Consider the following 20,418-nt stretch of genomic DNA (forward strand, 5'->3'; position numbering starts at 1 on the left):
GATCGGCCGGGTCACTCGCCGCGTGGATCCTCACCGAACGCCGCTAACCCGGCCAGACACGCCCCGATCGGGTGATAGCCCGGTTCGACGGCCGGCCCGTCGCTGTCGATTACGGCCTCGTTGGTCGGCGTGACGGCCTGGTAGAAATCACCCTGTGGCGCGTCGAGATGGGTGCGCGCGAACTCCCAGAGCCCCTGGTAGGTCTCACGAAAGCGCACGTCGTCGCGGCGCTCGAACAGCGTCGCAGCCGCGCCGATCCCCTCTGCGATCGCCCAGCCGTAGGTGTCTTCGACGACTGGCTCGCCGTCGGGCGCGACGGTGTACGCCAGACCGCCCAGCGTCTCGTCCCACCCCATCTCGACGGCGGCGTCGAACAACGCGATCCCGCGGTCGCACAGCCACTCGCGAGCCTCGTGGTCGGGCGCGACGTGCTCCAGGCGACGATCGATCTGACCGAGCAGTTTCGCCCATTCGAGGTGGTGGCCGGGCTGATACCCCCACGGCCGGAACTGATCGCGCGGATCCGAGCGGTTGTACTCGAAGTCGGGCGTCCAGTCCGCATCGTAGTGCTCCCAGATCAGGGGCACGTCCGCCAGGTCGTCGATCGAGTGATCGTCGGTCGCGCGCTCGACGGTCAGCGCGCGTGCGATCGCGATCGCCCGATCGAGGTGGTCGCGATCCCGGGTCGCGCGGTGGGCTGCGAGGAAGGCTTCACACGCGTGCATGTTCGCGTTCTGCCCGCGATACGCCGACCCGGTCTCGAAGTCGGCATCGAATTCGCTGGCACAGAGGTCGTACTCGGACTCGAAGAACTGCTCGACGAGGAGGTTCGCGACCGCTCGGAGCTCGGCCTCGAAATCGAAACCGGCCTCGACCGCGCGGGCGTACCCCAGCAAGACGAACGCGTGGCCGTAACAGACCCGCCGGTCGTCGCGTGTCTCGTCGTCGACCAGCCAGTCGTACCCACCGGACGCGGCATCGTGGTGGGCCGATCGAAGGAACGCGGCGGCCTGCTCGGCAGCGGCAGCACACCAGTCGGGCCCGTCGATCTGGACGCCGAGACTCGTGTTCGCGAGAAAGCGTGCGGAGGCGACGAGGTGGTGGCGATCGTCGTACCGGTCGCCCGTCTCTGGGTGGACCGCGGCCTGGAAACCGTCGTGCGGGCAGGCCGTCCGATCGGGGTGATAACACTCCAGGACGTCGACCAGTCGCGCCCGGAGCGTCGCGGTGTCGGTCGGATCCATGGCCGGGCGTTCGCAACCCCGCCTCCTGTAGGTTTGGGGCCCACGTCGACGGCGGGTGGCGGGCGGGGCCGACCGCACTCACCGATCGGTGAACACGCCCGCGAGCAGTCGGGCGTGAGTCAGGCCGTTCTCGACGATCGCCCGCGGAATCCGTCGGCGCGCACCGTCGAACGCCGTCTCCAGAGCGCCGCTCGGGTCGTCGGTGATCGCCGTGCCGTGGCCGAACACGATTCGCTCGGGGTCGAGGTCCGCGAACGACGCGTGGGGCGGCCGCAGGCGAGCGAACGGATACAGGCCGATCCGTTCGGGGCCGACCGAGTAGATTGCACCCGGGCCGAGCACGTCCGGGACATAGAGCGTCGCGCCGTCGTGAGCGATCAGGATCGACTCGTCCCAGCCCGGAACCGGCACCCGACGGACGGGCCAGGGGCCGATCCGATCGGTGACGCGCTCGATCGGGACGTCGAGATCGGCGGTGAGGTCCAGCCACTCCGGGACGGTCACCGGCACGTCGTACCGCTCGGCAAATCGCGCGGCGTCGCGGGTGTGGAGGTTCGAACAGACGGCGACGCCCGCAATCTCGCCGAGCGATTCGATCGTCGCGTCGATGCCCGGCGCGTCGAGCGGATCGACGATCCAGACGCCGTCTGGCCCGCGGATCGCGTGACTCGTCCGCCGGCCAGTCTCGTGGGGGTGGGATTGCCACCCGAGCGATCGGGGCGTCCGGTCGACGATCGTCGGATCCTCTGGGGCCGACCGATCGAAGGCGACCATGGCGGCGATCGAACGGATCGGCGGAAAACGATGCCGGTTTTCACTCGTCGGCGGGCGAATCAAAACGCCAATGCCGCCGGCCCCCGGAGGTCGATCCATGACCGATCGGCCACACGGCCAGGAGTACACCGACGACTATCCAGAGAAGACGCTGTACATCCCGGGCCCGACGGAGGTGCGCGAGGACGTCATCGAGGAGATGGCCCAGCCCATGTTCGGCCACCGGATGGACCGGATGACCGACCTGTACACGACGATCGTCGAGGACACCAGGGAGTTTCTCGACACCGACAACGAGGTCATCATCCTCACCGGATCGGGCACGGAGTTCTGGGAGGCCTCGACGCTGAACCTGGTCGACGAGCGCATTCTCGTGCCGACCTGCGGGAGTTTCAGCGAGCGCCACGCCAACGTCGCCGAACGACTCGGCAAGGAGGTCGATCGCCTGGAGTACGACTGGGGCGAGGCGATCAAGCCCGACGACGTCCGCGAGGCGATCGAGGCCACCGACAACGAGTACGACGTCGTCGCGAGCGTCATGAACGAGTCCTCGACGGGCGTGCGCAACCCGATCGAAGCAATCGGCGACGTCGTCGCGGAGTACCCCGACACGTACTTCGTCGTCGATGCCGTCAGCGCGCTCGGCGGTGATTTCGTCGACATCGACGCTCACGACATCGACGTGCTGTTCACCTCCACCCAGAAGGCGTTCGCGATGCCGCCGGGCCTGGCGGTCTGTGTGGTGAGCGACGACGCCTACGATCGCGAACGCGCCTCCGATCAGGCCTCGTGGTACGGTGGGTTCCAGCGCTGTCTGGACTACTACGAGCGGAAGGGCCAGACGCACTCGACGCCGGCGATCCCGATCATGCTGGCCTATCACAGACAGATGAAACACATGCTCGAGGAGGGCCACCACGAGCGGGATCGCCGACATCGCGAGATGACCGAGTACGTCCACGACTGGGCCCGCGAGCATTTCGACCTGTTCGCCGAGGAGGGCTATCGCTCACAGACGGTCTCCTGTATCGAGAACACTCAGGGCATCGACGTCGCCGAGACGATCGAGCAGGTCTCCGAGGAGTACGACATGGTGTTCTCGAACGGCTACGGCTCACAGCTCGGCGAGGAGACGTTCCGCATCGGGCACATGGGCGAGCACGATCTCGACAGTATTCGAGCACTGACCGACGCGATCGAAGACGTCGCCGGACTGTAGGGCCGTCGCACGCTGCATCGTCACGTATCGAGAGGCTCACTCCCCGGTGAACGCGTCGAGGGTCTGTTCGTCGATGCCCGACCGGCAGTGAATCGTCACGAAATCGCCCGCTTCGATCCTCGTCTCGCCGGTCGGGGTGATGGTTTCGTCGTCGCGGTTGATCCGGACGACGAGCAGGTCCGAGCCGAGCAGGCCCGCGTCGGTCGCTCCTTTCAGCGTCTGCCCGGCGATCGGGGCCGTCGACCGGACGATCACCTCCACGACGTCGGCCTCTCCGGCCAGTCCGGCGACGCCGGTCATCGGTGAGCCGACAGTCGCCTCCCGCGGCCCGAACGGGGCGTAGGGCCGGACGGTCTCGTGGTGAACCAGGTCTTCGTCGTCGATCGTGATGCCCAGCGCGGTGATCTCCTGGGCCAGACGCGTCAGATCGTCGGTGTCCGATCCGATCACGGTAATCCGCAGATCGCCGCGCCCGGACATGATCTCGCGGACGCCGACCACGCCGGGGATCTCCAGGGCGCGCTGGGCCATCTCCGTCCGATCCCGCTCACCGGTCGAGCAGACGAAGAGGTTCCGCAGGCGACCCTCGACGCGCTCGTAATCGATCGCGGCGTGATACCCTTTGATCACGCCCCGCTCTTCCAGACGGCGAATGCGATTCCGGACCGTCGGGGGCGTCACGTCCAGGTCCGCGGCGATATCGGGCGCAGAGGTGTGCCTGGCGTCCTCGACGAGACGGTACAGAATCCGTTCGTCGACGGCGTCGATCTCGGGGGGCATGCGTGCACACGAACGAATCCGAACCCACGTATGGGTTGGGATCTGGATTCCCAAAATCTTCGGTCGTATTTCGATCGGGGTAGGACCGGTCTCGACGCTGAGTGTGGCGTCGTCGATGGTCTGACGGGGCTCGACCCCAGGGAACGGATCGAAAATTTAGCCGTGAAAAATGCACGCTCTCGTTCGGCGGAGCGGCAGATATTTCACTCTCCGCGATAGCCGAACGGGCATGATCGAAACCAGTGTGTCGAACGGGTCTCTCGCCGTCGTTGCTGGTCACCCGGTGTCGACGGTCACACCACCCGGCGACGGGAGGCGACCATGAGCGAGGGGTCGCCATCCGATCGCCTCGCGCCCGACCTGATCGATCGAGTCGAGGCGCTCACCGTGCCCGAACTCCGGGCGCTCGGAGCGCTCGTCGAGGATCGTCTCGCGGGCAGCAACGACGACCTCGAAACGATGATCCGCGAGAGCGCGGCCGGTGAAATCGTCGATATCGACCTCGAAAACGATGCATCGGCGCTCGTGCACAAACACCCGCCCGCGCCGGACGGGTCCGGGGTGAACGAGGACACCGTCTCGCTGTACCGCGTCCGCCGACAGCCCCGCTTCGAGGGCGGTGAGGAACTGCGCTGGGCGTATCTGGGTGACGCCGCCGACGCGCATGGTCCGCACTGCCCGGACTGTGGGCACCCACTGCCGGACGATCTGACGACCTGCCCGCACTGTGGTCGAGAGGTGAGCGACTCGTGACGCGATCGCTCACTGGTCACGTCTGTGTCCCGGTCGCCAACGTCGAGGACGCCCGCGAGACCGCACGGGCGCTCGACGAGTACGCGATCGATCGGGTGACCGTCGCCCACGTCGTCGAGAAATCGGGTGGCGCGCCGGACAAACTCCCGCTGGAGGAGGCCGAGGACCGCGCCCAAGAGGCCATCGAGGCGTTCCAGGAGACCTACCCCGAGGCCGACTACGAGATCACCTACGGGACCGACGTCGTCGAGGCCATCGTCGAGACGGCGGGATCGATCGGGGCGTCGGCCATCGCCTTTCACCCACGGGGCGGAAGTCGCGTCGTCCAGTTCCTCGCGGGCGATAAGGCCCTTCGACTCGTGACCGACGCCGATCGACCGGTGATCGCGCTGCCGGAGGACCCGACCGATGTGTAGCGCGACTCGAACGAGGGTGAGCGACCGATGAGCGAGGCCGATCAGGAACTCGCCCGGGACCTCGGCCTCCTCGAAGCCTACACGATCGGTCTCGGGACGATGATCGGGGCCGGGATTTTCGTCCTCCCATCGATCGCCGCGGAGGCGGCAGGCCCCGAGAGCATGATTTCCTTTGCCTTGGGTGGGTTGATCTCGCTGATGGCCGCCCTCTCGCTGTCGGAACTCGCGACGGGGATGCCCAAAGCCGGCGGGAGTTACTACTACGTCAATCGCGCGCTCGGCTCCTTTTTCGGCAGTATCGTCGGCTGGGGGATGTGGGCTGGGTTGACGTTCGCGAGTGCCTTTTACATGCTCGGATTCGGGCAGTATCTCCTCCCGCTGTTGACGCCACACGTCGAATTTCTTGCCGCCATGACTGGCGTCGGCAAGACCGTTGCCGCACTCGGGATGGCCGTGTTGCTCACGGGTGTGAACTACTACGGTGTGAAAGAGACCGGATCGCTCCAGAACGTCATCGTCATCACACTGCTGGGCCTGATCGTCGGCTTTCTCGGCCTCGGCATCCTCAGCGGGCCGACGATCGAGTCGTTCGATCCCACCTCCAAAATGCCGGCGATCGCGGCCACCATCGGGACGGTCTACGTCTCCTTTATCGGGTTCGAGGTGATCGCGACCAGCGCCGAGGAGATCAAAAACCCGAGTCGAAACCTCCCGCTGGCGATGATCGCGGCGGTCGTGACGCCGACGATTCTCTACGTCGGCGTGATGTTCGTCTCGACGGGAACCCTCTCGATCGAGGCGCTCTCGAAATCCGAGATTCCGGTCGTCATCGTCGCCGAAGAGTTCCTCCCTGGCCTCCTCGGTGGCCTGCCGCTCCTCTCTCCGGGGCTGGTCGCGATGATCGGCGGGGTCGTGATGATCTTCGGTGCGCTGCTCGCGACGGTGTCGAGTGCGAACGCGTCGATCCTTTCGGCTGCGCGGGTCAACTTCGCGATGGGCCGAGACAAGATCCTCGTCGAGTGGCTCAACGAGGTCCACGATCGCTTCCGGACGCCGTATCGTGCGATCAGCGTGACCGGCGTTCTGATGCTCGTGCTTATCGGAATCGGTGTCGGGATCGGCACGCTCGCAGAGGTGGCGAGTTTCATGTATCTGCTCACGTACGCACTCGTCCACCTCGCGGTCGTCGTGCTTCGACGGGCGGACCCCGAGGCCTACGAGCCGTCGTTCACGATGCCGTCGCTATTGTATCCAATCGTGCCGATCGTCGGTGCGCTTGCCTGTCTGGGCGTGCTCGTCCAGATGTCGATCACCCAGCCGTTCACGATCGATCTCGCGGGTATCCAGGCGAGCTATCCCGTCGGGCCGACGCCGGTCGGGGCCATCGGGACCCTGATGGTGATCGGCAGTATCGGGTGGTACGTCGCCTATGCCAACAGTCGCGCGCCCTCGATCAGCCTCGTCGGTGACGCGATCGCCCCCGACGCCCGCGAGACGACCGACATCGACGACGTTTATCGCGTGGTCGTCCCGGTCGCGAACCCTGAGACCGAACGCGATCTCATCGAGAAAGCCGTCGCGAGTGCGAGAGCCCACGATGGTGACGCAGAAATCGTCGCCGTCAACGTCATCGAAGTGCCCCAGCAGACCTCGCTGTCCCAGGACGTCACCTTCGAGGAAGAGCGCGTCGAGCGCCAGCGCGAACTGCTCGACGCCGCGCGCGACGCCGCCTCCGGGTTCGTCGGGATCCGCACGCGGGCGATCGTCGGTCGCGACGCCGGGGCGGCCGTCCTCGACGTGATCGAAGACGAACACGCCGATCAGGTCGTGCTGGGTTGGTCCGGAAAACGCAGTCGGCGCGACCACGTGCTCGGCTCGACGATCGACCCGATCGTCGGGCAGGCCTCGTGTGACGTGACGCTCGTCAAAGAGGGCCCCGACCCCCAAAACGACGTGGTCGTCCTCGTGGGCCAGGGGCCACACACCCCGGTGGCCGTTCGACGCGCCGCCGAGTACGTCGCCGCGACCGAGGACGCCTCGCTGACCTTGCTCAACGTCCAGGCGCCGGGCGACGATGCGGCCGAACCGGTCGCGGCGGGCGAAGCGCTCATCGACGACTGTCTCGCGGAGGCCGACATCCCGGCGGTCCCGACCGAAACGCGCGTCGTCGTCGACGAGGACACGGAAACTGCGATCGACGACGCGGTCGGCGAGTACGACGCGATCTGTGTCGGTGCGACTCGCGAGAGCGCGGTCTCGCAGGCGCTCTTTGGGTCACTGCCCGAACGCCTCGCCAGCGAGCGCGCCGAGACCGTCGTCATCGCGCGCGGATCGGAAGAATCACCGATGTCGATCCGGTCTGCAATCGCACGGCGACTGGAGGGCTAATCCATGTACATCATCATCGTCGGCGCGGGCGACATCGGGACACCGTTGATAAACATCGCGACGAAGTCGGGCAACGAGGTCGTCGTCATCGAGAAAGACTCCGAACGCGCGGATCGCGCGGCCGACCGGTTCGACTGTCTCGTCCTCGAAGCCGACGCGACGACCAACGGCACGCTCGACGACGCGGGCATCGACCGGGCGGACGCGCTCGTCTCGACGACCGATCGCGACGCGACGAACGTGATGGTCTGTCTGTTGGCGACCGAGTACGAGGTGCCCGCGATCCTCTCGGTCGTCCACGACCCCGAGCACATGAACCTGTTCGATCGCATCGGCGTCAACACGATGGAGAATCCCCAGGAACTCATCGCCGAGTACCTCTACCGGGCGGTCGCTCGCCCCGCCATCGTCGATTACATGCGTATCGGTGACACTGCCGAAGTGTTCGAAATCACCGTCACCGAGTCGGCTCCGATCGCCGGGATGAGCCTCGAAGAGACGGATCGCGAGGGCCTGCTCTCCGATGACGTGCTCGTCGTCGCGATCGAGCGCGAGGGCGCGAGCGACCCGATCACCCCGCGTGGGGAGACCACGATCCACGCTGGCGACCTGTTGACGGTCTACTCCGGTGTCGGGGCCGACCCCGCAATCACCGACATCTTTGGGCACTATGAGGACACGACCGACTGATCGCGTGGGGCTGGTTCGACCGCCGAGGGCTGGGCCATGAGCGGATCGACCGCGACGATCGCCCGCGACGTCGGGCGCATCCTCGAAGCGCTCGGTGGCGCGATGGCGGTCTCCGTGCTCGTCCCGATCGTCTTCGGAGAGTGGTTCGGCGTGGCAGCCTTCGCCGTCTCGGCGCTCGTCCCGTTCACCGTCGGGTACGTCCTCTACCATCGGTACGCCGACGCCGCCTCGCCCTCGCGCCTGCACGGCATGGTGGTCGCCGCGACGGGGTGGGCGCTCGTGGGCCTGTTCGGATCGGTCCCCTTCCTCGTCGTGGCGTGGGCCGCGAGTCTGGGACTGCCGGGCGCCCCCGAGATCACTCCGACGCTCGCGGCGTTTACCGATCCGCTGAACGCGATCTTCGAGTCCACCAGCGGGTTCACCGGGACGGGCCTGACGATGACCGACGACGAAGCGGTGCTCCCCCGGACGCTGCAGTGGTGGCGCACGTTCACCGAGTGGATCGGTGGCGTCGGCGTGATCGTGTTGACGACGGCGATTCTCGCGCGTCCTGGCAGTGGGTCGCTCACGCTGTACGAAAGCGAGGCCCGCTCGGAGAAGATCCACCCGAGTATCGTCTCCACGGTGCGGACGATCTGGTGGATCTTCATCCTGTTTACGTTCGTCTCGATCGTGACGCTCTGGCTCGCGGGCATGCCACTCTGGGGCGCGATCAACCACGCGATGACCGGGCTGGCGACGGGTGGGTTCTCGATCACGGACAACTCGATCGCGACCTACGACAGCGTCGCCATCGACGCCGCGCTGATCCCGATCATGATCGCGGGATCGATCGCCTTCCCGGTGCACTATCTCATGCTCCGCGGCGATCTGCGGAACTTTTACGCCGATCTTCAGACGCGCTGGGTGTTCCTCTACATGGGCGGCGGGTCGGCACTCCTGATCGCCTTTCTGTCCCTGACGGGCCCCTACGAGACGCTCGCCGCGGCGGTCCGGTACGGCACCTTCCAGTTCGTCTCCGCGGCGACCTGTACGGGCTTTCAGACCGCCGTCGACGCGACGAACGTCGCGCTCGGTCGGTGGCCCGCCGAGTCCCAGTTGATGGTCACCGGCGGGATGGTGATCGGTGGCGCGGCGGGGTCGACCGTCGGTGGGATCAAGATCATCCGCGCACTCACGCTCTTGAAAGGGATCCGCTTCCGGATCGCCGACGTGTTCTTCCCCGACTCGGCCGTCCGACGCCTCGACATCGGTGACCGACGGCTGGACGAGGAGGAAGCGAGCCAGGAGTTCACCGAGGCGGCGATCATCGCCGTTCTCTGGGTGAGCTTTCTGATCCTCGGCACGTTCGTACTGTTGGTGATCCTGCCCGGGGAGTACTCTCTGGCGAACGTCGTCTTCGAGGTGGCGAGCGCCCAGGGCAACGTCGGCCTCTCGGCGGGGATCACCGGGCCAGAGTCGCTGCCGACGGTCGGCAAAGTCGCGTTCCTCGGGCACATGCTGATCGGGCGACTGGAGATCATCCCCGTGCTCGTCGCGCTCCGGGCGCTCATCAGCCACAAGGGGTGGTACGCGTGAGGCTGGCCGACTGGCCGGTGATCCGGGACATCGTCGAAGCGGGGTCGCGAGACCCGATCTTCGACGCGCTCCTCGTCGCCGGCCCGGTCGTAATCGCGATCCTCGCGCTCACGAACTGGCTGGTGGGCGACATCGTCGTCACACGAGTCCTCGCGGCCGGGTACATCGTGGCGTTTCTCGCCGGCATCGGTTACCGGGCGGTCGAGGCCCGATCGCCCGATCGGTAGCGTGCTGGGCCGGGCTATTTGTGGTCGGCCGCCGATGACGACGGTATGTCACAGACACGTGATCGATCGGCCGTCGTCGTCGGCGGTGGATTCGGCGGGCTCTCGGCGGCCTGCTATCTCGCTGACGCGGGCGTGGAGGTCACCCTGCTCGAAAAGAACGACCAGGTCGGCGGGCGCGCCAGTCGCCTCGACCGCGAGGGGTTCGTCTTCGATATGGGCCCATCGTGGTACATGATGCCAGGGGTGTACGAGCGCTTTTTCGCAGCGTTCGGGCGCGAACCCACGGACTATTACACGCTCGATCAGCTCGACCCCAACTACCGAGTGTTTTTCACCGACGGCGATCGGCTGGAACTCCGTCCCGATCGGGCCGCGAATCACGCACTCTTCGAGTCGTACGAGGACGGCGCGGGCGACGCGCTGGATGCGTATCTCGACACGGCGAAACAGCACTACGAGCAGAGCATGGAGTCGATCATCTACGTGGATCGCCCGACCTGGCGGGACTGGCTCGACCCCGAGTTGATGGGCACGCTGAGTCTCGGCTTGCAACTCTTTCGCTCGATGGACAGCTACGTCGAGTCGACGTTCGAACACCAGAAGCTCAGACAGATCATGCAGTACACCCTCACCTTCCTGGGGGTCGCGCCGTCGCGGGCCCCGGCGATCTACAGCATGATCAGCCACGTCGACTTCGATCTCGGCGTCTATTATCCACAGCCAGTCGACGGGGGCCCCGGCGGGATCGGTGCGGTCGTCGACGCGGTCACCGACCTCGCGGGCGAACTGGGCGTCACGATCGAGACCGACCAGGAGGTCACTGCGATCGACACCGAGGGGGGCCTCACCGTCCAGACTGCCGATCGGAGCGTCGCCGCCGACGCGGTCGTCGTCAACGCCGACTACGCCCACGTCGAGCGCGAGTTGCTCGACCCTGCGGATCGCCAGTACGACGAGGCCTACTGGGAGTCTCGAACGTATGCGCCATCCTCCTATGTCCTCTATCTCGGCGTCGAGGGCGCGACGCCCGAGTTGGCCCATCACACCCTGATCATGCCGACCGACTGGGACGACCACTTCGAGGCGCTGTTCGACGATCCCGCCTGGCCCGAGGAGCCAGCGTACTACCTCTGTGTCCCCTCGAAAAGCGACGACAGCGTCGCGCCCGAGGGTCACTCCAACCTGTTCGCGCTCGTCCCGATCGCCGCCGGACTCGACGATACCCCCGAGATCCGCGAGCAGTATCGCGAGATGATCCTCGACGACATCGCGACCCACGCCGATATCGATCTGCGCGATCGGATCGTCGTCGAGGAAGACTTCTGTCTCTCGGAGTTTACCGAGCGGTACAACGCGACCCAGGGCACGGCGATGGGGCTGGCGCACACGCGTCGCCAGACCGGGCCGCTCCGGCCCGATAACCGGTCGTCAGCGGTCGAGGACCTCTACTATGCGGGCGGGTACACCACGCCCGGCGTCGGCGTCCCGATGTGTCTGATCAGCGGTGAACACGCCGCGCAGGCCGCACTCGATCGGTGGCGATGAGCGCTGCCGACCCGACAGGCGCGACCGCCCGCCACGCGTTGCGCGACCGGATCGCGTATCTGTTCGCGCTCTCGCGCCCGCGCTTCTGGCTCTACCTCGCGGGCCCGGTCGTGATCGGCGTGGCCGCCGCCGCGGAATCAGCCGCCGACCTGTTCTCGCCGGCCGCGATCGCGCTGTTCGCATACTTTCTGGTGCCCGCGAACGTCTTCCTGTACGGCGTCAACGACGTCTTCGACGCCGACATCGACGCCGAGAATCCCAAGAAAGACGCTGACGGGCCGGAAGTCCGGTACACGGGCGATCGGTGGGTCCTCGTCGCCGTCGTCCTCGCGGGCCTGCTCGCCGTCCCGCTCGCCGTGGTCGTCGGGCCGACGGGGTGGGCCGCGCTCGCGCTGTTCGTCGTCCTCGCGGTAGAGTACAGCGCGCCACCGCTCCGATTCAAGACCACGCCGCTGCTCGACTCGCTGTCGAACGGACTGTACATCCTCCCGGGCGTGCTGGCCTATCTCGCCGTCGCAGGGTCGCTCCCGCCATGGGTGGCGATCGTCGGTGGGTGGGCCTGGACGATGGCGATGCACACCTTCTCGGCAATTCCCGACGCCGACGCCGATCGACAGGCCGGGATCGCGACCACGGCGACGCGTCTCGGTGAGCGCGGGGCCGTCGCCTACTGTGGCCTGTGCTGGGTCGTCGCCGCGGCCGCGTTCGCCGTGCTCCACCCGCTCGTCGGGGCCCTGATGGCCGTCTATCCGGTCGCACTCCTCGGGGTCGTCCGCTCGCACGTCGCCATCGAGCGGGCGTACTGGTGGTTTCCGGCACTCAACACCGTCGTCGGGGCTCTCCTGACGATGGCCGCACTCACCCACGTGATCGATCCGGCCGTCCTGTTCGAGGTCATAGCGTGAGCATCGAAACGACCGTGTGGCTCCCCCTCCGAGCGTGCCCATGATCGACCGACGTCGCGTCGAGCGGGCCCTCGATCGGGGGGTCGCGGCCAACCGCTTCACCATCGCGATCACGTTTCCCGCCGTCGGCGCAGTCATGCTCGTCGCGAGCGCGGAGGGGTGGCTGGGCGCGGTCCACCCCGCGCTGGCATTCAACCCATGGTTGCTCGTCGTCGGGACGGCGGTCATGCGCTTGCCACTGATCGCGGGGGTCCTCCCGCTCCTCGACCGACGCGGGACGGCCGCGGTGCTCGCGCTCACGGCCTACACCTACGCGATCGAGTTCGTCGGCGTGCTGACGGGCCTGCCCTACGGTCCCTTCGAGTACACCATCGACCTTGGCCCGATGATCGCGGGGACCGTCCCCGCCGCGCTGCCGATCTTTTTCTTCCCGCTCGTCCTCAACGCCTACCTGCTGGCCGTCCTCCTGCTCGGGCGGCGGGCCGGTCGCGCCTGGATTCGCCTGCCCGCGGTCGTCCTGACCGTCCTCGCGATGGACGTCGTCCTCGATCCCGGCGCGGTCGGACTGGGATTTTGGGCCTACGGGTCGTCGACGACCGGCGGGCTCTGGGGTGCGCTCGTCGGGACGCTGTTCTACGGCGTTCCACTCTCGAACTACGCGGGCTGGGTGCTCAGCGCGTCGGTCGGCGTGCTCGCCTTCGATCTGGGGTTTTCCAGGACCGACCTGCTCGATCGGCTGGAATCGACGGGGTTCATGCTCGACGACCTGGTGAGCTTCGTGATCCTCTGGGGCGCGATCAACGCCTGGTTCGGCAACTGGATCGCAGTCGCCGTCGCGGGGGCGTTCGGCGTCGGACTCCTCTGGACCGATCGATTCGATTTCGATATCCGTGAGACGGTCCCGCTGGTGGGGGCCGATCCGACGCCGACCGACGCCGCGAGTACGGGCGAGTCCGTCGCATCGAACGAACAAAGGGCGAGCGCGCGCGACAGTCGCCAATGACAGCCGACCCCCCCGACACCCCGTTCGTCGAGGATCCACCGACCGACTTCGATCCCGTCGACGAACTGTCCGAGGCCGATGCCCGCGACCAGGCGGCCGCGTTGCGCGACGCGATCCGGTATCACGATCATCGCTACTACGTCCTGGCGGATCCCGTGATCGCGGATCGCACGTACGATCGCCTGTTCGCGCGCCTGGAGGCCCTCGAAGCGGCGTTCGATCTCGACCGGACCGACAGCCCCACCCAGCGCGTCGGTGGCGACCCGGTCGACGACCTCCCGACCGTCGAGCACGTCGCGCCGATGCGCTCGATCGACCAGTCGGGCGACGCGAGCGCGGTCCGCGAGTTCGCGGATCGGGTGCGCCGGGGCCTCGACGGCGAGGCGGTCCGGTACTGCTGTGAACCGAAATTCGACGGCATCTCGATCGAGGTGGTCTACGAAGACGGGCGACTCGACCGCGCGGTGACCCGTGGCGACGGCGATGCGGGCGACGACGTGACCGCGAACGTCCGCACCGTCGGATCGATCCCTCTGCGTCTGCGTGGCGATCACCCCGATCGACTCGCCGTCCGGGGCGAACTCTACATGCCACGCGAGGGGTTCACACAGTTGAATCGCGAGCGGATCGACCGCGGCGAGGACCCGTTCGCGAACCCCCGGAACGCGACCGCCGGGACGATCCGTCAACTCGACCCGAGCGTCGTCGCGGACCGGCCGCTCGACGTGTTCTTTTTCGACGTGCTCGATGCGAGCCAGGAGTTCGCGACCATCAGCGCGATCCACGAGCGCCTGCCCGGGTGGGGCCTGCGGGTCTCCGATCGGTGGGCCACCGTCGATTCGATCGACGCCGCGATCGAGTATCGTGACGCCCTCCTCGCAGAGCGCGACGCTCTCCCCTACGAGATCGACGGCGTCGTCATCAAAGTCGACGACCTGGACGCGTGCGATCGACTGGGGACGACCGCGCGGGCCCCGCGCTGGGCGTTTGCCTACAAGTTCCCCGCCCGCACCGAGCGCACGCGGGTTCGGGACATCCTCGTCCAGGTCGGCCGGACGGGCCGACTTACCCCGGTCGCGTTGCTCGACCCGGTCGAGGTCTCGGGCGTGACCGTCTCGCGAGCGACGTTGCACAACCCAAGCGAGATCGAGTCGCTCGGTGTCGCGGTCGGTGACGAGGTCGAGGTCTTGCGCGCGGGCGACGTCATCCCGTACGTCGAACGAGTCACCGATGCGGCGAGTGAGGGCCACTACGCGTTCCCCGAGACCTGCCCATCGTGTGGTACCCCAGTCGAGCGCGACGGGCCGCTCGCTTTTTGTCCGGCGGGGCTGGCCTGTCCCGCGCAACTCGAAGAGGCGATCGTTCACTACGGGAGTCGGGACGGCCTCGATATCGAGGGGTTAGGCGAGGAGTCGGTCGCCCAACTGCTGGACGCGGGCCTGATCGAGTCGCTGCCCGATCTGTACGATCTCTCGCCGTTCGAGTTGACGACGCTGGAGGGCTGGGGCCAGCGGAGCGCGGGCACGCTGATCGAGGAGATCGAGGCGAGTCGCGAGCCGCCGCTCGCGGACCTGCTCGCGGCGCTCACGATCCCCGACGTGGGGCCGACCACCGCGCGGAATCTCGCTCGCGAGTTCGAGACGATCGCAGCGCTGCGCGAGGCCGCCGAGTCGGGCGATCGGGCCGCCCTGGAGGCCGTCGACGACGTCGGCCCTGAAGTTGCTGACTCGATCGTGACGTTCTTTCAGACCGAGGCGACCCGTGAGACGCTCGATCGCCTGCTCGATCACGTCGATCCCGAACCGCCCGATTCGACGGGGGCGGCGTTCGAAGGCGAGACGCTCGTGTTCACGGGATCGCTGCCCGGAGCCGCTCGATCGGACGTCCAGGCCGTCGTCGAAGCGCAGGGCGGTCGGGTCACGTCGAGCGTGTCCGGAAACACCGACTACCTGGTCGTCGGTGAGAATCCCGGCCAGCGCAAACGCGAGGCCGCCGACGAGAACGGCGTTCCGACGCTCGATCCCGAGGCGTTCGCGGATCTGTGTCGCGAGCGCGGTGTCGACGTGCCGATCGAAGCCTGACTGAAAACCGGATCGAAGCCTGACTGACGGCCGATCGAGGCCAGAGGAGGCCGATCGCGATCGATTAGAGGTCGGCGGCGTCGAAGCGGAGGTAGCCTGCGATCAGCGAGAGGCCACTCCAGAGGATCAACGAGATCGGACCGAGCCAGTTCGTGGCGTACCAGACGTCTTCGACCTCCGGACTGCCGATCAGCCCACCGAACAGACTGATGAAGAAGTTCATGAACAGCGGCAGGGGCGGACTCAGTGGCTCGTCCGTCATGAGATTCAACGTCATGTCGAGCGCCCGCGCTGGCGAGAGCGCGTCGAAGACGACCGTCCAGGCGGGCCAGGTCGTGCTGATCAGGCTACTCGCACTCGCTTCGTCACCTTTCAGGAGGAACTCGATCGTGATGTACGCACTCGCAGGGATGTACTCCCAGGCGAAATGGAAGACGACGAAGAGGGCCATCGCTGCCGCGACGATTCGGGTGGTCGATCGCATCGACGCCGAGAGTGCGACGACGATACAGACGTAGGTGAGCGCGAAGACGGTGATCCCGAACAGCCCGATGAGATAGGCCGACAGCGCGGTCTCTCCGATCCAGATCCACCCGACGGCCGTTCCGACGGTGTACCCGACGGTCAGGGGCAACGCGATGACCGACCACCGACCGAGGACCTTCCCCACGAGCACGTCCATCCGGGTGTTCGGCGTCGAGAGCAGGAATTTGATGCTTCCCGAGGCTCGCTCGCCCGCGATCGACCGATAGGCGACCAATATCGTCACGAACGCGATGAAGAGGACGGCGTGACTCGCGATCGATCGGGTGAGTTCGGGGGCTGCCGGGGCCGACCCGAACAACACTTTCCCAATGATTTCGACCTCGACGATGCCCGCCAGTGACTCGCCCACCACGAACAGGACGCCCAGTGCGATGATCAGGCGTGATCGCATGGCGTCACGAAAGTCCTTGCGAGCGACGACCAGTGCGTTCTTCGTCGGCAGTTCAATTTCCATGGGTGGCCTCCGTGTAGTGCATGAACAGATCTTCGAGTGACGATTCGCCCGTCTCGATGTCGTCGACTTCGACGCCGTTCGCGGTCAGCGCTTCCAGCACGTCGATTTTCGCCGTCGGCTCGACCGTACACTCCAGGGCGTCGTCGAGAACCACGTCGGTCACGCCGTCGACCGCTTCGACCGCGGCGACCGCCGCGTCGTCGAGTCCCCGTCCGGTGACGGTCATCTGGCCTTGCTTCCCGCTCGTCTCGCGCAATCCGTCGATCGTGTCGGTCGCGGCGATGGTCCCCTCGTTGAGGATCGCGACGCGGTCACAGACCGCCTCGACCTGACTCAGGATGTGACTCGAAAAGAACACTGTCGTGCCAGAGGCGGCCTCTTCGTTCACCACGTCGCGGATCTCTTTGACGCCGGTCGGGTCGAGCCCTGCCGACGGTTCGTCCAGAATCAGGAGGTCGGGGTCGCCGACGAGTGCCATTCCGAGCGCCATCCGCTGGCGCATCCCCTTCGAGTAGCCACCGGCCTGTCGGTCGATGGCGTCGTCCAGGCCGACACGGCCGAGGACCGTCGCCGGGTCGGCACTGACGTCTTTCGAGTCAGCGACGAATTCGACGTGTTCGCGTCCGGTGAGCCGTTCGTACACCTGATAGCCCTCCGGGAGGACGCCAGTCCGTCGTCGGATCTGCTGGCTCTCTCGCTGGGCGTCCATCCCGAACACCTGGGCCGACCCCGCCGTCGGCCGGACGAAATCCAGCAAGATGTTGATCGTCGTCGACTTCCCCGCGCCGTTGGGCCCGAGAAAGCCGAACACCTCCCCCGATTCGACCGTCAAATCGATGCCGTTCAGGGCCGTCACGGACCCGTACTCCTTCGAAAGCCCGTCGATGTCGATGACCGCCATGCGCGGTCCTTCGGGGCCCGACACTTCAATGCTCCTGATCCGGGCTCCCCGTTTCGTCCGCGTTCGCCTGTCAGACCTCGTCGTCGGGGTCGTGGCGGTCGGCCATCCGCTCGGCCTCCGACGCGTAGCGGTCCCGATCGCCGTCCGAGACGGGTTCGAGCCGATCGGAATCGACCGATTTGGCGGCGGTGATCGACTGTTGGCGCAACAGCGTCGCCGATTTCTGCTGGGTGAGCTGTCGCCGACCGTCGAGGGTGGCGTAGACGAGCGTGATGAGGTCTTCGTCGTAGTAGTCCCGTTCGACCAGCCAGCACCGGACGGCCTCGCTCATACCGCCGCGAGGGTGGCCCCGATCAAAACTCCCGCGGTCGAGGCGGTCCGATCGGTCGGACCAGTTTGGCGGTCGATTCGGACTGCCCGAAAGGATCAACAGGACGGTACTCGATAGGTCGGCAGAGGGAATTCCAGTGATCGAAGACGAGAGCGTGGTCGGTCGAGTCTGCGGTACCTTCACCGTGAGGAACGAGAGTACTGCCGATGTCGACCTGTCGGTGCCGGTCACCGTTGGCAACAAGGTGTTCGAACCGCCCGGGCCGCCGCGACGGGGGTCACTCCCCGAGACCGCCGCTCGACAGTTCAACGCAACCGGGGGGTGAACTGTGTATCGCCGAAGTTTCGTGGTCGGACTCGCCGCGATGGCCGGGTGTTCGTCACCAGACGCGACCGAAGAGTCGCCGACGGAGGCACGGACATCCACAGATCCGGAGACTACGATTCGATCCACCCCGACCGAACGGCCAGTGTCGATTCAAGCCGAGCATCTCGAAGACTGGCCGATGCACCGCGGTGATCCGGGTCACAGCGGCACGCGTACGCCCTCATTTGCCGCGAGCGAGACACCCACGGTGGCGTGGGAGCACCGCGGGCCTGGGACGTTCCCGACCGCGCTCCTGCCGACGACCGGCGCGCTCTTCGTCCAGGCCTACCCGTGGATGGTCAGGCTGTTCGATCCGGCGACTGGCGAGATGCAGACGGGATACGAGTTACCGGACGAGGACGACCGCATCGTCCGTGGTGGAGCCCTCGTCGATGGAACACTGTACATCGGGACGTGGGACTCCGTCACCGCTTTCGAGGCGAGTACTGGTCGGACGGTCTGGTCCCGACGGGTAGGAGAAGCCAGCTTCGAGACATATTCCGAGCCGATCGGCGGGCGTGCCACCCCGGCCATCGTGGACGACGCACTGTACGTGCACGGTGCGATCAGCGGGGAGTGGGGACTGTACGCACTGGATCGAGACGACGGCGAGACCAGATGGCGCCAGCCCCTGCCCGGTGGTGAGCCGACCGACCCCGTTCCCGCCGGAGAAACGATCGTCGTCGCGAACCGGGGGACCGGGGACATTCACGCCCTCGACCGGACGGACGGGACACTGCAATGGACGGCGAACGTGCCGCCCAGACGCACTCAGGACGAACGCGTGGGAACCACGACGCCGATCGTGCACCGAGAGTCCGTCTGCGTTCCGACTGGAGCGGGGACCGTTCGTGCGTTCGCGGCCGAGACTGGCGAGGCCGTCTGGGAGTACGATCTCGGGACCGAGACGCCGCCCGCGAGGACCGAGTGGTACCTCCGGGCCACGTATCCGCTGGCGGCCCGAGACGGCCGCGTCTACGTCGGGGGCAGCGACGGTCAGTTTCACGCGATCGACGTAGCGTCCGGGGAGGCCGTCTGGACGCTGTCGGCCGACGGGCGCGCCTACTGGACCACACCGGCAGTGACCCACGACGCCGTGTACGTGGGAAATGCCAACGCCCGCACCGACGAGTCTGGGAACTGGCAACTCGGGACCGACGGGCGTCTGAGTGCCGTCGATGCCGCCACCGGCCGGGAACTGTGGACCCGTGAGTACGATGGGTACCCGATCGACCCGGTGGTCGGCGAGACTGGCGTTTTCGCCGGGTTCGTTACCCCGGAAGTGGACGAACCCGTTCGACTGATCAAGGTCGGACCAGAGAACGCCTGAAAACGGCCGCTCCATTGCGGTGTCGAATGAGATATCGGGCCATCGGCATCGACGACGGCGGCTGGTGCTGGTCGATTCCCCGAAGCCGGTCCAACACTTATGAGTGCGAGCGACGAACGATCGATATGATCGAGGCAGGGGTCACCCGACGGGGGTCGGGGGAGGTGTCCGCCGCGACGTTCGACCGGCGATGACCAGCGTCGACCGCCTGTGGTATCTGGCCGACGAGGCCGCCCAGGAGGCCGAACAGCTCACACACCGGCTTCGTGACCGCTACGACGATCCCGTGGCGTTCGATCTGGAGCGTCACGTCTCGCGGTCGCGATTCCAGACCATCGTCGACCGGATCCGCGAGAACGGCCTCCCCTACGGGGCGCAGGTGCTCGTCCGGACGCCCGCGGACGCCGTGTTGCTCGTCAGAGAGACCCATCACGATCAGTGGGTCCTCCCCGGCGGCCAGGTCCAAGAGGGAGAATCGATCCGTGAGGGCGCACGCCGCGAACTCCGCGAGGAAGCCGGGATCGACGTCGGGTTCGACGGACTCGGGCTGCTCGGGCGCGTCGAGTTCTACAGCGAGGGGCACCGCACGTGGGGCGTCCTCCCCGTCTACGAGGCCGTCACCGAACGGGTCGAACCGTCGATCGACGATCCCGACGAGGAGATTCTCGCGGCCGACTGGTTCGTGGACCCACCCGACGACGTCCGCGATCGGTCGATTCTCGAACGATACCTCCGGCGGCGCTGAGTCCCGGTTATCGCGTCGCGAGTTTGAACGCCAGCACGGCGACCAGCGCGAGCACGATCAGCGCGAGGACGGTTTTCTTTCCCATCGGTCGGACGCACACACGCGGGCATCAAAACGGTTGCGCCGGTGGCTCGATCGGTCT

General features: G+C 66.7%; 19 protein-coding genes. 13 read left to right on the forward strand and 6 right to left on the reverse strand.

The window, feature by feature from the left end:
• Positions 1 to 11 precede the first annotated feature (11 nt).
• Both HARCEL1_RS04510 and HARCEL1_RS04515 read right to left on the reverse strand, forming a co-directional pair.
• Positions 12 to 1,244 carry an AGE family epimerase/isomerase gene (locus HARCEL1_RS04510; RefSeq protein WP_108381391.1) on the reverse strand — a complete coding sequence of 411 codons (1,233 nt, stop codon included), beginning with the start codon at positions 1,242 to 1,244 and terminating at the stop codon, positions 12 to 14.
• A gap of 78 nt (positions 1,245 to 1,322) precedes the next feature.
• Entirely contained in the window at positions 1,323 to 2,018 is a 696-nt protein-coding gene (locus HARCEL1_RS04515) for a hypothetical protein (protein WP_233357404.1), read from the reverse strand.
• A gap of 97 nt (positions 2,019 to 2,115) precedes the next feature.
• On the opposite strand from HARCEL1_RS04515, the gene HARCEL1_RS04520 reads away from it, so the two are divergent.
• Positions 2,116 to 3,237 (forward strand): pyridoxal-phosphate-dependent aminotransferase family protein, encoded by a 1,122-nt coding sequence (locus tag HARCEL1_RS04520; protein ID WP_108384080.1) that lies wholly within the window; start codon positions 2,116 to 2,118, stop codon positions 3,235 to 3,237.
• A gap of 36 nt (positions 3,238 to 3,273) precedes the next feature.
• On the opposite strand, the gene HARCEL1_RS04525 is transcribed toward HARCEL1_RS04520, so the two are convergent.
• Entirely contained in the window at positions 3,274 to 4,017 is a 744-nt protein-coding gene (locus HARCEL1_RS04525) for an Lrp/AsnC family transcriptional regulator (protein WP_108381392.1), read from the reverse strand.
• Between the two features lie 321 nt (positions 4,018 to 4,338).
• On the opposite strand from HARCEL1_RS04525, the gene HARCEL1_RS04530 reads away from it, so the two are divergent.
• From HARCEL1_RS04530 to ligA, 10 genes are read left to right on the forward strand one after another with little or no spacing between them, the layout of a single operon-like run.
• Positions 4,339 to 4,770: a zinc ribbon domain-containing protein gene (locus HARCEL1_RS04530; RefSeq protein ID WP_108381393.1), complete on the forward strand. Its 432-nt coding sequence runs from the start codon at positions 4,339 to 4,341 to the stop codon at positions 4,768 to 4,770.
• Entirely contained in the window at positions 4,767 to 5,186 is a 420-nt protein-coding gene (locus HARCEL1_RS04535) for a universal stress protein (protein ID WP_108381394.1), read from the forward strand. The genes HARCEL1_RS04530 and HARCEL1_RS04535 overlap by 4 nt, the downstream gene beginning before the upstream one ends.
• Positions 5,187 to 5,213: 27 nt before the next feature.
• A complete protein-coding gene (locus HARCEL1_RS04540; RefSeq protein ID WP_108381395.1) occupies positions 5,214 to 7,574 on the forward strand; it encodes an amino acid permease in 2,361 nt (786 codons plus the stop codon).
• Positions 7,575 to 7,577: 3 nt separating this feature from the next.
• Positions 7,578 to 8,264 (forward strand): potassium channel family protein, encoded by a 687-nt coding sequence (locus HARCEL1_RS04545; protein ID WP_108381396.1) that lies wholly within the window; start codon positions 7,578 to 7,580, stop codon positions 8,262 to 8,264.
• Positions 8,265 to 8,300: 36 nt separating this feature from the next.
• Complete coding sequence (locus HARCEL1_RS04550; RefSeq protein ID WP_108381397.1) at positions 8,301 to 9,842, forward strand: TrkH family potassium uptake protein; 1,542 nt, start codon at positions 8,301 to 8,303, stop codon at positions 9,840 to 9,842.
• Positions 9,839 to 10,069, forward strand: coding sequence for a hypothetical protein (locus HARCEL1_RS04555; protein WP_108381398.1), 231 nt, complete (start codon positions 9,839 to 9,841; stop codon positions 10,067 to 10,069). Before HARCEL1_RS04550 ends, HARCEL1_RS04555 begins: the two co-directional genes overlap by 4 nt.
• A 45-nt stretch (positions 10,070 to 10,114) precedes the next feature.
• Positions 10,115 to 11,614 (forward strand): phytoene desaturase family protein, encoded by a 1,500-nt coding sequence (locus HARCEL1_RS04560; protein ID WP_108381399.1) that lies wholly within the window; start codon positions 10,115 to 10,117, stop codon positions 11,612 to 11,614.
• Positions 11,611 to 12,519, forward strand: a complete 909-nt coding sequence (locus HARCEL1_RS04565) for a prenyltransferase (RefSeq protein WP_108384081.1) — start codon at positions 11,611 to 11,613, stop codon at positions 12,517 to 12,519. Before HARCEL1_RS04560 ends, HARCEL1_RS04565 begins: the two co-directional genes overlap by 4 nt.
• A gap of 40 nt (positions 12,520 to 12,559) precedes the next feature.
• Positions 12,560 to 13,522, forward strand: coding sequence for a bisanhydrobacterioruberin hydratase (gene cruF, locus HARCEL1_RS04570; protein WP_108381400.1), 963 nt, complete (start codon positions 12,560 to 12,562; stop codon positions 13,520 to 13,522).
• Positions 13,519 to 15,603: an NAD-dependent DNA ligase LigA gene (ligA, locus tag HARCEL1_RS04575; RefSeq protein ID WP_108381401.1), complete on the forward strand. Its 2,085-nt coding sequence runs from the start codon at positions 13,519 to 13,521 to the stop codon at positions 15,601 to 15,603. The genes cruF and ligA overlap by 4 nt, the downstream gene beginning before the upstream one ends.
• Positions 15,604 to 15,667: 64 nt before the next feature.
• Here ligA and HARCEL1_RS04580 read toward each other — a convergent pair whose 3' ends face one another.
• The 3 genes from HARCEL1_RS04580 to HARCEL1_RS04590 form a co-directional block, all read right to left on the reverse strand.
• On the reverse strand, positions 15,668 to 16,603 hold the full coding sequence (locus HARCEL1_RS04580) for an ABC transporter permease (protein ID WP_108381402.1): 936 nt from the start codon (positions 16,601 to 16,603) through the stop codon (positions 15,668 to 15,670).
• Positions 16,593 to 17,504 (reverse strand): ABC transporter ATP-binding protein, encoded by a 912-nt coding sequence (locus HARCEL1_RS04585; protein WP_108381403.1) that lies wholly within the window; start codon positions 17,502 to 17,504, stop codon positions 16,593 to 16,595. The genes HARCEL1_RS04580 and HARCEL1_RS04585 overlap by 11 nt, the downstream gene beginning before the upstream one ends.
• 70 nt (positions 17,505 to 17,574) lie before the next feature.
• Complete coding sequence (locus tag HARCEL1_RS04590) at positions 17,575 to 17,835, reverse strand: hypothetical protein (protein WP_108381404.1); 261 nt, start codon at positions 17,833 to 17,835, stop codon at positions 17,575 to 17,577.
• A gap of 469 nt (positions 17,836 to 18,304) precedes the next feature.
• On the opposite strand from HARCEL1_RS04590, the gene HARCEL1_RS04600 reads away from it, so the two are divergent.
• Both HARCEL1_RS04600 and HARCEL1_RS04605 read left to right on the forward strand, forming a co-directional pair.
• Complete coding sequence (locus tag HARCEL1_RS04600; protein WP_159077020.1) at positions 18,305 to 19,531, forward strand: PQQ-binding-like beta-propeller repeat protein; 1,227 nt, start codon at positions 18,305 to 18,307, stop codon at positions 19,529 to 19,531.
• Between the two features lie 190 nt (positions 19,532 to 19,721).
• On the forward strand, positions 19,722 to 20,276 hold the full coding sequence (locus tag HARCEL1_RS04605) for an NUDIX hydrolase (protein ID WP_108381407.1): 555 nt from the start codon (positions 19,722 to 19,724) through the stop codon (positions 20,274 to 20,276).
• The last annotated feature ends 142 nt before the right edge of the window (positions 20,277 to 20,418 follow it).

The sequence above is a fragment of the Halococcoides cellulosivorans genome (assembly GCF_003058365.1).
Lineage (GTDB): Archaea > Halobacteriota > Halobacteria > Halobacteriales > Haloarculaceae > Halococcoides > Halococcoides cellulosivorans.